Origin of the sequence: Streptomyces muensis (assembly GCF_021474425.1) — a bacterium.
GTDB classification, from domain to species: Bacteria; Actinomycetota; Actinomycetes; order Streptomycetales; family Streptomycetaceae; genus Streptomyces; species Streptomyces muensis.
This window is the reverse complement of the sequence record NZ_JAKEIP010000242.1, coordinates 1-12,668: the sequence shown is the minus strand read 5'-3', so window position 1 is coordinate 12,668 and position 12,668 is coordinate 1. Positions and strand designations below refer to the sequence as shown.

13 protein-coding genes are annotated in these 12,668 nt (G+C 72.7%); 9 read left to right on the top strand and 4 right to left on the bottom strand.

The window, feature by feature from the left end; genetic code table 11:
* The coding region (locus L0P92_RS35440; RefSeq protein WP_234767163.1) for an NAD(P)H-hydrate epimerase at nt 1-808 on the bottom strand (808 nt) is incomplete at its 3' end.
* Between the two features lie 187 nt (nt 809-995).
* Between L0P92_RS35440 and L0P92_RS35435 the strand changes: the two genes are divergently transcribed.
* Nucleotides 996-2,144 (top strand): hypothetical protein, encoded by a 1,149-nt coding sequence (locus L0P92_RS35435; RefSeq protein WP_234767162.1) that lies wholly within the window; start codon nt 996-998, stop codon nt 2,142-2,144.
* Nucleotides 2,145-2,169: 25 nt separating this feature from the next.
* On the opposite strand, the gene L0P92_RS35430 is transcribed toward L0P92_RS35435, so the two are convergent.
* Nucleotides 2,170-2,541 carry a holo-ACP synthase gene (locus L0P92_RS35430; RefSeq protein ID WP_234767161.1) on the bottom strand — a complete coding sequence of 124 codons (372 nt, stop codon included), beginning with the start codon at nt 2,539-2,541 and terminating at the stop codon, nt 2,170-2,172.
* A gap of 97 nt (nt 2,542-2,638) precedes the next feature.
* Here L0P92_RS35430 and L0P92_RS35425 point away from each other — a divergent pair, with 97 nt between their 5' ends.
* The 4 genes from L0P92_RS35425 (at nt 2,639) to tsaE (ending at nt 6,671) form a co-directional block, all read left to right on the top strand.
* Nucleotides 2,639-3,529: a L,D-transpeptidase family protein gene (locus tag L0P92_RS35425; RefSeq protein ID WP_234767160.1), complete on the top strand. Its 891-nt coding sequence runs from the start codon at nt 2,639-2,641 to the stop codon at nt 3,527-3,529.
* Between the two features lie 69 nt (nt 3,530-3,598).
* Nucleotides 3,599-4,765 (top strand): alanine racemase, encoded by a 1,167-nt coding sequence (gene alr, locus L0P92_RS35420; protein ID WP_234767159.1) that lies wholly within the window; start codon nt 3,599-3,601, stop codon nt 4,763-4,765.
* 186 nt (nt 4,766-4,951) lie between these two features.
* Nucleotides 4,952-6,193, top strand: coding sequence for an alpha/beta fold hydrolase (locus tag L0P92_RS35415; RefSeq protein ID WP_234767158.1), 1,242 nt, complete (start codon nt 4,952-4,954; stop codon nt 6,191-6,193).
* Complete coding sequence (gene tsaE, locus L0P92_RS35410) at nt 6,159-6,671, top strand: tRNA (adenosine(37)-N6)-threonylcarbamoyltransferase complex ATPase subunit type 1 TsaE (protein WP_234767157.1); 513 nt, start codon at nt 6,159-6,161, stop codon at nt 6,669-6,671. The genes L0P92_RS35415 and tsaE overlap by 35 nt, the downstream gene beginning before the upstream one ends.
* 415 nt (nt 6,672-7,086) lie before the next feature.
* Here the strand turns inward: tsaE and L0P92_RS35405 are convergent, their stop codons facing one another.
* On the bottom strand, nt 7,087-7,641 hold the full coding sequence (locus L0P92_RS35405; RefSeq protein WP_234767156.1) for a hypothetical protein: 555 nt from the start codon (nt 7,639-7,641) through the stop codon (nt 7,087-7,089).
* Between the two features lie 112 nt (nt 7,642-7,753).
* Between L0P92_RS35405 and tsaB the strand changes: the two genes are divergently transcribed.
* Genes tsaB through L0P92_RS35385 form a run of 4 tightly spaced genes read left to right on the top strand, consistent with a single transcriptional unit; the run spans nt 7,754 to nt 10,320 of the window.
* Nucleotides 7,754-8,410: a tRNA (adenosine(37)-N6)-threonylcarbamoyltransferase complex dimerization subunit type 1 TsaB gene (gene tsaB / locus L0P92_RS35400; protein WP_234767155.1), complete on the top strand. Its 657-nt coding sequence runs from the start codon at nt 7,754-7,756 to the stop codon at nt 8,408-8,410.
* A gap of 56 nt (nt 8,411-8,466) precedes the next feature.
* Nucleotides 8,467-8,964, top strand: a complete 498-nt coding sequence (gene rimI, locus L0P92_RS35395; protein WP_234767164.1) for a ribosomal protein S18-alanine N-acetyltransferase — start codon at nt 8,467-8,469, stop codon at nt 8,962-8,964.
* Nucleotides 8,957-10,063 (top strand): tRNA (adenosine(37)-N6)-threonylcarbamoyltransferase complex transferase subunit TsaD, encoded by a 1,107-nt coding sequence (gene tsaD / locus L0P92_RS35390; protein ID WP_234767154.1) that lies wholly within the window; start codon nt 8,957-8,959, stop codon nt 10,061-10,063. Before rimI ends, tsaD begins: the two co-directional genes overlap by 8 nt.
* Nucleotides 10,060-10,320 carry a hypothetical protein gene (locus L0P92_RS35385; protein WP_234767153.1) on the top strand — a complete coding sequence of 87 codons (261 nt, stop codon included), beginning with the start codon at nt 10,060-10,062 and terminating at the stop codon, nt 10,318-10,320. The genes tsaD and L0P92_RS35385 overlap by 4 nt, the downstream gene beginning before the upstream one ends.
* A 12-nt stretch (nt 10,321-10,332) precedes the next feature.
* On the opposite strand, the gene L0P92_RS35380 is transcribed toward L0P92_RS35385, so the two are convergent.
* Nucleotides 10,333-12,621 (bottom strand): beta-xylosidase/alpha-l-arabinosidase, encoded by a 2,289-nt coding sequence (locus tag L0P92_RS35380; protein ID WP_505016553.1) that lies wholly within the window; start codon nt 12,619-12,621, stop codon nt 10,333-10,335.
* Nucleotides 12,622-12,668 lie beyond the last annotated feature (47 nt).

The following is a 12,668-nucleotide window of genomic DNA, read 5'->3' as shown; positions in this document are numbered from 1 at the left end:
CGGGCCGCGGGGCGGGGTGGCCCGCGGCGGGGGGGCGGGGGGCCGGCCCCCCCCCCGGCCCCCCCCCCCCCCCCCCCCCCGCCCCCCCCCCCCCGCCTCGCCGGTACTTGTCCGTCTCCGCGGCCGGGAGAGGCAACAGCCGGGCCACGTCCGCGTGTTGGAGTGCCTCCAGCTCCACCGCGTCGTTCGGCAGCGCCAGTCCGATGTCCACCAACCGCACCACACCGGCGTACTCCCGCGCCGGATCGATCAGCAGGCCCGGCTTGTGAGTGCCGAAGGTGACGGTGAGGTCGGCCCGCAGCGCCGTGCCGCGCACCTCGCCCGTCTCGACGTCCACGCCGCTCGGCAGGTCCACGGCGACCACGGCCGCACGGGACCGCTCGGCCGCGGCGGCCAGCGGTGCCGCCTCCGGGCGCAGTCCGCCCTTGCCGCCGATACCGACGATGCCGTCGACGACCAGGTCCGCGCGCTCGATCAGGGCCTCGGCGCCGGAGGTGCCCACCGTCCGTCCGCCCGCCCGGCGCAGCGCCGCGAGCCCCCCGGCGTGCGCCCGCTCCGGTGTCAGCAGGATCGCCGTGACTCCCGCTCCGCGCCTGGCCAGTCGGGCGCCGGCGTAGAGCGCGTCGCCGCCGTTGTCGCCGCTGCCGACCAGCAGGGCGACCCGGCTGCCGTACACCCGGCCCAGCAGATCGGCGCAGGCCGCGGCGAGTCCGGCCGCCGCCCGCTGCATCAGCGTCCCGTCCGGAAGCCGTGCCATCAGCTCCTGTTCGGCCGCCCTTACCGTCTCCACGCTGTACGCAGTCCGCATGCGTTCGAGTCTCCCGCACCGACCCGAACACGTCGCATCCATTGACGCTTTGCCGTGCCTTTGCCAAACTCACCGGCCCCCACAGGATGAATCGATTCAGTCGAATGGGTTCGATGCGAGCCGGGTTCAGTGGTGTCCGGCTCGACGAGATCCGGTTCGGCGGGATCGGGTCGACGAGAGGAACCCCATGGGACGCAGAGCCTCCCTCCTTGCCGCCGTCGGTGCCACCGCTCTCCTCACCGCCGTCGGCACCCTGACCGGTCCCGCGCCCAAGGCCGCGGCCGCCGCCTGCGGCGAAGGCTCCTACCAGGCCGAGGCCGTGCTCAACGGCAGCACCTGGACCGCCCGGCGCGGCGCCAGCACCGTCTACACGGGCGGTGACATGCGGGCCGCCGTCCAGGCGGCGGTCAACAGCCTGACCTCCGGACGTACCGCCAAGGAGCGGGTGGTGGTGCGGGGTTCGGGATCGATGTCCGCCGGGTCGCGGATATCACTGCCCAGCTACACCACGCTCGACGTCTGCGGCACCGTCAACGTCACCGGCAGCGGCTCGGGCGACCAGGCGCCCGTCTACTCGCGGGGCACGCGGGACGTCGAGGTGCAGCATCTGAACCTCACCGGCAGCCCGTTGTACGGGATCTTCATGCGGAACGTGCAGAACGTCGTCCTCGGGCAGATCGACATGCGGCTGTCCCGCGGGCTTGGCGTGCGGATCGACAACCGCGGGGACACCAGCCAGTGGACGCGGAACGTCCGGATCGACAACGTGTACGTCTCCGGGGCGTCGAGTCACGCCGTCGAGACGTACGGCGTCGACGGGATCACCATCGGGACGGTGACCGCGCGCAATGTCGGTGAGTCCGGGCTGCTGCTCAACCAGACCATCAACGCCAACGTCACCAAGGTCGACGCCGAGAACGCGGGCACCGGGACCGGGTACGCCGCCTTCCGGATGGCCAACCGCAACGGGCGGGTGGGGAGTTCCTACCCGACCAACATCCGGGTCGGCGAGGTCATCGCGCGCGGGGGCGGGCGCGGGGTGTTCTGTGTGTCGGAGAGCGGCGGGGCCGTCATCGACCGGGTGACCCTCAACAACACCGGGAACAACTCGGTGCTGATCGAGAACTGCTACAACGTCAACCTCGCCGCTTCGAGCGGCAGCATCACCGGCGGCGGCGAACTGCGGCTGGCGGCGCGGTCCGAGTTCCCGAACAACCGGGACATCACCGTCCAGAACCTGACCGTGACCAACTCGGCCATCAGGGAGAGCCCCTGCGGTGAGAACACGACCTTCCGGAACATCACCCGCGTGAACAGCAGCCAGTCCATCTGCTGACCGCCGGGTGCCCGGTGGCGGAGGCTCAGCCCTCCGCCACCACCACCGCCGACGCCACCCCGGCGTCATGGCTGAGCGACACGTGCCAGGACCGTACGCCCAGTTCGGCCGCCTTCGCCGCCACCGTCCCCGTCACCCGCAGCCGGGGCCGGCCGCTGTCCTCGACGAAGACCTCGGCGTCCGTCCAGAGCAGGCCCGCCGGCGCGCCCAGCGCCTTCGCCAGGGCCTCCTTCGCGGCGAAACGGGCGGCGAGCGAGGCACTGCCCCGGCGTTCACCCGTGGGCAGCAGCAACTCGCTCCGCAGGAACAGGCGTTCGGCAAGCCCGGGTGTGCGCTTCAGCGCCGCCTCGAACCTGTCGATCTCCGCCACGTCGATACCGACCCCGATGATGCTCATGCCGAGCACCCTATGGCCCGCTCGAAAACGCTCCCTAAAGAGTGACCTCGCCGCGCGGCGCCTCCCGCGCGGCAGGTCCGCACGCTTCCCTGTCCGCATGATCAGCGGACGTATCGCAAGCCGGAGCATCGCCTTGCTGCTCGCCGGCGCCGCCGTGCTGCCCGTCGGCAACGCCTCGGCCGACGACCCCGAACCCCCGGCCTCCGGACCGCAGGCCGAACTCGTGCCCGGCGTCCCCCTGAGCACGCTCCCGCTCTGGGCGACCGACACGCCCGACCAGGCCCTGCCGCCGAAGGTGTACGAGCCCAGCGCCGAGGAGGACGCCGTCGAGCCGCCGAAGGCGAAGAAGGGGACGGACGAACTCGTGGAGTACGTCGACCCCTGGGACGTCCTCGACGAACCCAAGTGCAGCGAGCAGACGGGTCCCCACCAGCGGCAGGTCGAGGCGTGGCTGGAACGGGAGGTGGACGGCAAGCAGTCGGCCGCCGACTGCCGCGCCATCCGGGCCTTCCAGACCAAGCACAAGATCGAACCCGCCATCGGCTTCGCCGGCCCGGTGACCTGGGCCACCATGCGGCTCGACGCCGCCCGCAAGAACCCCAACGCCGCCGGGAAGTGCCCGGTGCGGGCCTACCGGATCGCCTGTGTGGACCTCGACCGGCAGCTGGCCTGGGTGCAGCAGGGCAAGAAGGTCGTGTACGGGCCCGTGCACATCCGCAGCGGCCGCAAGGGCTACGGCACCCGGGGCGGCTGGCACCGCGTCTACTGGCGGCACAAGAACCACGTGTCCTCGCTCTACAACAGCCCCATGCCCTACTCCCAGTTCTTCAGCGGCGGCCAGGCCTTCCACGGCGTCTACGCCAACCTCTTCACCCCCGTCGGCTCCATGGGCTGCGTCAACATGCGCCTGGACGACGCCCGGAAACTGTGGCGCGTGCTGAAGCAGAACGACCGGGTGTACGTCTGGGGCCACCGGTCGGAGCCGTAGACCCGGCAGCCACGGGCGAAGTCCCGGCTCGGCGGCGTTGTCGGTGCCCTCTGAGACACTGGGGGCGCCATGACAGAAACAGCAGCCTTGCGGACCGCGCCCCTGCGGGCCCGCGCCGAGATCGACCTGGCCGCCCTGCGGGCCAATGTGCGGACCCTGCGCGCCCACGCGCCGGGCGCGGCCCTGATGGCCGTCGTGAAGTCGGACGCGTACGGCCACGGGGCGCTCCCGTGTGCCCGCGCCGCGATCGAGGGCGGCGCCCAGTGGCTGGGTACGGCCACGCCCGAGGAGGCCCTCGTGCTGCGGGCCGCGGGGCTGGACGGCGTACGCATCATGTGCTGGCTGTGGACGCCGGGCGGGCCCTGGCGGGAGGCCATCGAGGCCGACCTGGACGTCTCGGTCAGCGGGATGTGGGCCCTGCGCGAGGTCACCGACGCCGCCCGGCAGGCCGGCGCCCCCGCGCGCGTGCAGCTCAAGGCCGACACGGGACTCGGACGCAACGGCTGCCAGCCGGGTGACGACTGGGCCGAGCTGGTGCGCGAGGCCCTGCGCGCCGAGGCCGACGGGCTGCTCCGGATCACCGGGCTCTGGTCGCACTTCGCCTGCGCCGACGAGCCCGGACATCCGTCCATCGCCGCCCAGCTCTCCCGCTTCCGCGAGATGGTCGCCTACGCCGAGGCGCGGGGCGCGCGCCCCGAGGTGCGGCACATCGCCAACTCGCCGGCCACCCTCACCGTCCCGGACAGCCACTTCGACCTGGTGCGCACCGGCATCGCGACCTACGGCATCTCGCCCAGCCCCGAGCTCGGCAGCTCCGCCGACTTCGGACTGCGGCCCGTGATGACCCTCTCGGCGTCCCTCGCACTGGTGAAACATGTCCCCGGCGGCCACGGCGTCAGCTACGGCCACCACTACGTCACCCCGGGCGAGACCACCCTCGGCCTGATCCCCCTCGGCTACGCCGACGGCATCCCGCGGCACGCCTCCGGCGCCGGGCCCGTCCTGGTCGGCGGCAAGTGGCGGACGGTCGCCGGGCGGATCGCGATGGACCAGTTCGTGGTCGACCTGGGCGGGGACGAGCCCGAGCCCGGCACCGAGGCCGTGCTGTTCGGGTCCGGCGAACGCGGTGAGCCCACCGCCGAGGACTGGGCGCAGGCCGCGGGAACCATCGCGTACGAGATCGTCACCCGGATCGGAACGCGCGTTCCGCGCGTCTATAGGAATGCGTCCCGGTGACGCGGCCGACCGACGGGCACCCGATGCGGCCGATGGACGCGTCCATGTGACGCGTTCGTGGGCATGCGGCTATGTGAATGAGGAACGAGACGGGTAACCCGTAGCGGAACACCGCAACCGAACACCGGCACCATCCACCACCTACGTCACACCAGCACCACCCGACCCAGCGAAGAGGAGCGGTACGTGAGCGAGAGCAGCGCGGAGGCCGTCGCGGCCGTCGCCTCCGCCACGGGGGCGGCCGCGAACTGGCGCAGGGCGACCGGATTCGCCGGTGCGGCGATAGGCGTGATCGCGGCCGGCGCGGCCGCCGGCGTCGCCATAGAGCGGATGACCGTCGGCCGGGGCATGCGGGCCAAGGCCCGCCTCGCCCTGGACTCGGCGGGACCGTACGGCTCGCTGCGCGGCATGCCCGGCAAGGCCTACGGCGACGACGGCACCGAGCTGTACTACGAGGTCGACGACATCGACCCCGAGGCCGCTCCCGCCCTCACCCCGCGCCGGCGACGGCTCTTCGGCCGCAAGGCTCCCGCCCCGGTCACCGTGGTCTTCAGCCACGGCTACTGCCTCAGCCAGGACTCCTGGCACTTCCAGCGCGCCGCGCTGCGCGGCGTCGTACGCACCGTGCACTGGGACCAGCGCAGCCACGGCCGGTCCGGGCGGGGCGTCGCCCAGACGGAGCAGGGCACCCATGTCGACATCGAGCACCTCGGACGCGACCTGAAGGCCGTCATCGACGCGGCCGCGCCCGAGGGGCCGCTCGTGCTGGTCGGGCACTCCATGGGCGGCATGACCGTCATGGCGCTGGCCGACCAGTACCCGGAGCTGATCCGTGACCGGGTCGTCGCCACCGCCTTCGTCGGTACGTCGTCCGGGAAGCTCGGCGAGGTCAACTTCGGGCTGCCCGTCGCGGGAGTGAACGCGGTGCGGCGGGTGCTGCCGGGTGTGCTCAGGGCGCTGGGGCAGCGGGCCGAGCTGGTGGAGAAGGGGCGCCGGGCCACGGCCGACCTGTTCGCCGGGATCATCAAGCGGTACTCGTTCTCGTCCCGGGACGTCGACCCGGCCGTCGCCCGGTTCGCCGAGCGGATGATCGAGGGCACGCCGATCGACGTGGTCGCGGAGTTCTACCCGGCCTTCACCGACCACGACAAGACCGAGGCACTCGCCCTCTTCACGGACATGCCGGTGCTCGTCCTGGCCGGTGTGGGGGACCTCGTCACACCCAGCGAGCACAGCGAGGCCATCGCCGACCTGCTGCCGGACGCCGAGCTGGTCCTGGTGCCGGACGCCGGGCACCTGGTGATGCTGGAGCACCCGGAGGTCGTCACCGACCGTCTCGCCGACCTGCTCACCCGGGCGGGTGCCGTGCCCGCAGGGGCTACCGTAAGTGGCTATGGAAGCACCAGCAGCACCGCACAACGCGGGTGACATCGAGCTCACCGTCACTTCTCCCGACCAGATGCGTGAGCTGGGCCGCCGACTCGCCAAGCTGCTGCGCGCCGGCGACCTCGTGATGCTCAGCGGGGAGCTCGGCGCGGGCAAGACGACGCTGACGCGCGGGCTCGGCGAGGGGCTCGGGGTGCGGGGGGCGGTCACCTCGCCGACCTTCGTGATCGCGCGGGTCCATCCGTCCCTCGGGGAGGGGCCGCCGCTCGTCCACGTCGACGCGTATCGCCTGGCCGGCGGGCTGGACGAGATGGAGGACCTCGACCTCGACGTCTCGTTGCCGGAGTCGGTGATCGTCGTGGAGTGGGGCGAGGGGAAGGTCGAGGAGCTGACGGAGGAGCGGTTGCGGGTCGTGATCCACCGGGCCGTGGGCGACACCACGGACGAGGTGCGGCATGTGACGGTGACGGGGTTGGGGGAGCGGTGGGGGGCCGTGGATCTGAGCGTGCTCTGCGCCTGAACCGGATGCGTTCCGGATGCGTTCTGGATGTGTTCCGACAAGACGTCGGCAAAATATTGCGTTTGCGGTCGCATGCGTGGTCACATGGTATCCAGCTCGTAGTTAGGTGTACCTAACTACTCCGCCCCCGGCTCCCAGGAGGCGTCCATGTCGGCTTCGGAGAACAAGGTCCAGCAGCGGCCTCAGGTGGTTGCTGGGGTGTCGGTGCGGGATCTGTTGGCGGCGGGGATGGCGGCGAACGTGATCTCGACGCCGCCGAGGGCGCCTGAGGCGGAGGCTCATCGGCCTGCGGCCGATCAACGGCATCGCGACGCTGCGTAGTGTTCGGGTGCGGCGCCGTTGTGGCTGGTCGCGCAGTTCCCCGCGCCCCTAGGGGGTTGCCGGAACCGCGCCCGACGTGGCTCAGGGCGTTGTCCTAGTGGACTACCACGACCGTGCGGCCGATCGTCGCGAAGTCCCACATCGCGTTGCCGTCCTCCCGGGTTTCGCGGATGCCGCCCGTCTTCACCGTCGGGTTGTTGGGCTGGGGGGCCGAGCCGTCGGCGGGGGCGCTGAAGCCGACGGTGGTGTTCTCGATGGTGGCGAAGCGGACGACGTGTTCGACGGGGAGGCCGTCGGTGCCGGTGACCGCGTTGGAGCGGGACGTGACGGTGTAGGTGCCCGGTGTCGGGTCGACCGTTCCGGGGGTCACGCGGAACGTGCGTTTGACCTTCTCGCCCGGGTCGACCAGCCAGACCCGGTCGCGGCCGGTGGCGTACACGACGCGCTGACCGGAACCGGAACCGGCGGGCAGCGCGCCCGGTGCCGAGTCGCGGGGGGCCTTGGAGGTGCTCACCTCGGGTGAGCGGGCGGCGTGCGGCTTGCGGAGTTCGGGTGGGACGGTCGCCGAGGCCTGGAAGGCGAGGAAGCCGACGGTCGCGAGGGCCGCCACGGTGAGCCCCGCGACGATTGAGGAGCTGCTGCCTGCCACCGTCACCACCTCAGCGTTCGTGTCGTACGTCGCGTTCGAGCCGACCGTAGCAGCCGTCAAGCGGCCGACCGGGGCGGCGCTTCTGGGGGCGCGGGCGCCGTAGGCTGTTTGCGTGCTCTTGCTCGCTCTGGATACCGCCACCCCCGCCGTCACCGTCGCGCTGCACGACGGTACGGACGTCATCGCCTCGTCGAGCCAGGTGGACGCGCGCCGGCACGGCGAGCTGCTGCTGCCGGCCGTCGACCGCGTCCTCGCCGAGGCCGGACTCAAGCTCGACGCCGTCACCGGCGTCGTCGTGGGCATCGGACCCGGCCCGTACACCGGGCTGCGCGTCGGACTCATGACCGCCGACACCTTCGGGCTCGCCCTCGGCGTCCCCGTGCACGGCGTGTGCACGCTGGACGGTCTCGCCTACGCCGCCGACATCGAGGCGGGTCCGTTCGTCGTGGCGACCGACGCCCGGCGCAAGGAGGTCTACTGGGCGCGGTACGCCGACTCCCGTACCCGGCTGACCGACCCGGCCGTCGACCGGCCCGCCGACATCGCCGACCAGGTCGCGGGGCTCCCCGCCGTCGGCGCGGGCGCGCTGCTGTACCCCGACACCTTCCCCGGCGCCCACCAGCCCGAGCACGTGTCGGCGGCGGCCCTCGCGGCGCTGGCCGCCGAGAAGCTGGCGGCGGGCGAGGAACTGCCCGCGCCCCGGCCGCTGTACCTGCGCCGGCCCGACGCCCAGGTCCCCAAGAACTACAAGGTGGTCACCCCCAAGTGACAGGACAGCCGACCGGACCGCAGACCGGGCCGCCCGTGACTCCTGTGCTGCGCGAGATGCGCTGGTGGGACATCGACTCCGTACTGGGTCTCGAGAAGGACCTGTTCCCCGAGGACGCCTGGTCCCGGGGGATGTTCTGGTCGGAGCTGGCCCACTCGCGCGGGCCCGGGGCGACCCGGCACTACGTCGTAGCCGAGGACGGTGAACGGCTCGTCGGATACGCCGGGCTCGCCTCCTCCGGCGATCTGGCCGACGTCCAGACCATCGCCGTCGCCCGCGACCAGTGGGGGACCGGCCTCGGCGGCCGGCTCCTCACCGAACTGCTGCGGGCCGCCACCGCCTTCGAGTGCGCCGAGGTGATGCTGGAGTGCCGGGTGGACAACGTCCGCGCGCAGAAGCTGTACGAGCGCTTCGGCTTCGAGGCCATCGGCTTCCGGCGCGGCTACTACCAGCCAGGGAACGTGGACGCCCTGGTGATGCGACTGAACACGAAATCAAGCAGCGGCTCCGCCGCGGGTTCACCTTCCGTACAAGGAACCGAGATCAATGACTGACGTACGCGACGAGCCGCTCGTCCTCGGCATCGAGACCTCCTGCGACGAGACCGGTGTCGGCATCGTCCGCGGTACCACCCTGCTCGCCGACGCCGTCGCCTCCAGCGTCGACGAGCACGCCCGCTTCGGCGGCGTGGTGCCGGAGGTCGCCTCCCGGGCGCATCTGGAGGCGATGGTCCCGACGATCGACCGCGCGCTGAAGGAGGCGGGTGTCTCCGCCCGCGACCTGGACGGCATCGCGGTGACCGCCGGTCCGGGGCTCGCAGGCGCGCTGCTGGTCGGCGTCTCGGCGGCGAAGGCGTACGCCTACGCGCTGGGCAAGCCGCTCTACGGCGTCAACCACCTCGCCTCCCACATCTGCGTGGACCAGCTGGAGCACGGGGCGCTGCCGGAGCCGACGATGGCGCTGCTGGTGAGCGGCGGGCACAGCTCGCTGCTGCTGTCGACGGACATCACCTCCGACGTCCGCCCGCTGGGCGCGACCATCGACGACGCGGCCGGCGAGGCCTTCGACAAGATCGCCCGGGTGCTCAACCTCGGCTTCCCGGGCGGCCCGGTCATCGACCGGTACGCGCGCGAGGGCGACCCGGAGGCCATTGCCTTCCCGCGCGGTCTGACGGGTCCGCGCGACCCGGCGTACGACTTCTCCTTCTCCGGGCTGAAGACGTCGGTCGCCCGCTGGATCGAGGCCAAGCGGGCGGCGGGCGAGGAGGTGCCGGTGCGGGACGTGTCCGCGTCGTTCCAGGAGGCGGTCGTGGACGTGCTGACCCGCAAGGCCGTCCGGGCCTGCAAGGACGAGGGCGTGGACCACCTGATGATCGGCGGCGGCGTGGCCGCCAACTCCCGGCTGCGGGCCCTGGCCCAGGAGCGGTGCGAGACGGCGGGGATCCGGCTGCGGGTGCCCCGGCCGAAGCTGTGCACGGACAACGGGGCGATGGTGGCGGCGCTGGGCGCGGAGATGGTCGCGCGGGGCCGGCCGGCGTCCAGCTGGGACCTGTCGGCGGACTCCTCGCTGCCGGTGACGGATCCTCATGTGCCGGGTACCGAGCACTCTCACGATCATGTGCACGAGGTCAGCAAGGAGAACCTGTACTCGTGACGGTCGCGTTGATGTGGGAGGCGCGGGCGGTGGACGGCCGGGGCGAGGAGTTGCTGGCCTGGGCGCGCAGCCAGGTGCTTCAGCGGGAGCCGGAGCGGCGCGAGACGTTCCGTGCGCCGCAGGACCGGGTCCTCGTCATCACCTGGTGGGAGGCGGCATACGATGCCGACCTCCCCGAACTTCCCGACCCCGACCCGGGTCTGGTGACGCGGGCCGTGCATCGGTGGCGGTTCGAATCGGTGCCGGCCGCCGGCTGAACCGCCCGCAAGTCAGCGCCCCCTCGACGCCTCCACCGGGCACAGCAGCCGCCGGTCCGTCCCCAACGTCCGTACCGGCCCCGTGAGTTTCAGCCGCGCGGTGTGCCGTACCTCCACGCTGGACGCCGCCAACCGCAGCTCCAGCACCCCCGGTTCGACCACCCTGCGCCCCGCGCGGTCGCTGAACGACGACAGGTCCGCGTGGAAGCGGAAGGTGACCCGGCTCGCCTCGCCCGGGGCCAGCTCCACGCGCTGATAGCCGATCAGCCGGACGTCCGGCCGGGTCACCGTGGCCACCGGGTCGTGCAGATACAGCTGGACGACCTCCGCCCCGGCGCGGTCGCCGCTGTTGCGGACGGTGAGGGAGAGGTCGTACGTGCCGTCGGTGGTGATCCGCGAGGCGGTTCCCTGGAACTCGTCCCAGGTGAAGTCCGTGTACGACCGGCCGTGCCCGAACGCGTACAGCGGCGTCGGATCCAGGTTGCTGACCTCTCCCGCAAGGCCCAGCGGCGGCTGGAGATACGTCCACGGCTGCCCCCCGGGCACCCGCGGCACACTCACCGGCAGCCGCCCCGACGGGTTCACCCGGCCCGACAGCACCCCCGCCACCGCCGGCCCGCCCTCCTCCCCGGGGAAGAACGCCTGCACGACCGCCGCCAGCCGGCCCTGCCAGCGGCCCAGCGCGTACGGGCGGCCGGTGAGCAGGACCAGGACGACCGGGACGCCGGTGGCCACCAGGGCGTCCAGCAGCTCGCCCTGGACGCCCGGCAGCCGCAGGTCCGTCACATCGCAGCCCTCGCCCGAGGTGCCCCGCCCGAACAGGCCCGCCCGGTCGCCCAGCACCGCCAGGCACACGTCCGCCTCGGACGCCCGCGCCACCGCCTCCTCGAAGCCCGCCGGGTCCGGGTCCAGGACACCGCAGCCCTCCGCGAACGTCACCTTGGCGTCGGGGAGTTCGGCGCGCAGCGCCTCCAGGACCGTCGGGATCTCGATGCCCATCGGCACCTCGGGGTGGTGCGTGAGGACGTGGGAGGGGAAGGAGTAGCAGCCCAGCATGGCCAGGGCGTCGGCCGCGCGCGGGCCGACCACCGCGACCCGGGCGTCGGGCGACAGCGGCAGTACGCCGTCCGGGTTGTCCAGCAGCACCACCGACTCCTCGGCCACGCGCCGGGCCAGCGCCCGGTTGGCGGGGGAGTCCAGGTCGACGCGCGAGGCCGTCGGCTCCGGGGCCCAGTCCTCGTCCAGGAGGCCCAGCTCGCACTTCTGGAGCAGCACCCGGCGCGCCGCCCGGTCGACCAGCTCCTCCGGCACCTCACCCGCCCGGACCGCCTCCACCAGCGGCTTTCCGTAGCACTTCACCGTGGGCAGTTCCACGTCGATGCCCGCCGCCAGCGCCACGTGCGCCGCCTCGCCCGGGCCGCCCGCCACCCGGTGCAGCGTCTGCAGGAATCCGATGCCGAAGTAGTCGGCGACCACCGTGCCCGTGAAGCCCCACCGCTCCCGCAGAAGCTCCGTCAGCAGCCCCGGGTCCGCCGACGCCGGCACCCCGTCCGTCTCGTTGTACGCCGCCATCACCGACCGCGCCCCGCCCTCGCGCAGCGCCATCTCGAACGGGGGCAGGGTCACGTCCGCGAGCTCCCGGACGCCCGCCCTCACCGGCGCGAGATTGCGGGCGCCCGCCGAGGACGCGTACCCGGCGAAGTGCTTCAGCGTCGCGATCACCCCGGCCGACTCCAGTCCCCGGACATACGCCGTGCCGATCGTGCCGACCAGGTACGGGTCCTCGCCGACGGTCTCCTCGACCCGGCCCCAGCGCGGATCGCGTACGACGTCCAGGACCGGCGCGAGACCCTGGTGGACGCCCACCGAGCGCAGGTCCTCGCCGATGCGGCGGGCCATCTCCTCGACGAGCGGCGGGTCGAAGGTGGCGCCCCAGGCCAACGGGACCGGATAGGCGGTGGCCTGCCATGCGGTGAACCCCGCCAGGCACTCCTCGTGGGCCACGGCCGGGATGCCGAAGCGGCCCGCCGCGGCGATCCGGCGCTGGGCGCGGGCCAGCGCCTGCGCGCCCAGCGCCGGGTCCACGGGGGCGGTGCCGAAGGAGCGGGTGAGCTGGCCGAGGCCGTGGGTGATCAGCTCGTCCCATGCGTCGTCGGAGTGGTCGGCGGTCATGTCGTGCTGGTGCGGGGCGACGCCCTCGCCGTCCGTGGCGGCGCCCACCCACACGCCGTACAGCTGGGCGGTCTTCTCCTGGAGGGTCATCCGGGAGAGGAGGTCGTCGACGCGGGCGGCGGCGGGCAGGGCGGGGTCTGTCTCTTATACACATCTGAGCTGCCGACGAACAGCTA

Bases quoted from the DNA above. Each gene is read 5' to 3' on its own strand.
- L0P92_RS35425 (WP_234767160.1), top strand. From the start codon at position 2,639: ATGATCAGCGGACGTATCGCAAGCCGGAGCATCGCCTTGCTGCTCGCC.
- alr (WP_234767159.1), top strand. From the start codon at position 3,599: ATGACAGAAACAGCAGCCTTGCGGACCGCGCCCCTGCGGGCCCGCGCC.
- rimI (WP_234767164.1), top strand. From the start codon at position 8,467: ATGCGCTGGTGGGACATCGACTCCGTACTGGGTCTCGAGAAGGACCTG.
- L0P92_RS35430 (WP_234767161.1), bottom strand. From the start codon at position 2,541: ATGAGCATCATCGGGGTCGGTATCGACGTGGCGGAGATCGACAGGTTC.
- tsaE (WP_234767157.1), top strand. From the start codon at position 6,159: ATGGAAGCACCAGCAGCACCGCACAACGCGGGTGACATCGAGCTCACC.
- L0P92_RS35435 (WP_234767162.1), top strand. From the start codon at position 996: ATGGGACGCAGAGCCTCCCTCCTTGCCGCCGTCGGTGCCACCGCTCTC.
- tsaD (WP_234767154.1), top strand. From the start codon at position 8,957: ATGACTGACGTACGCGACGAGCCGCTCGTCCTCGGCATCGAGACCTCC.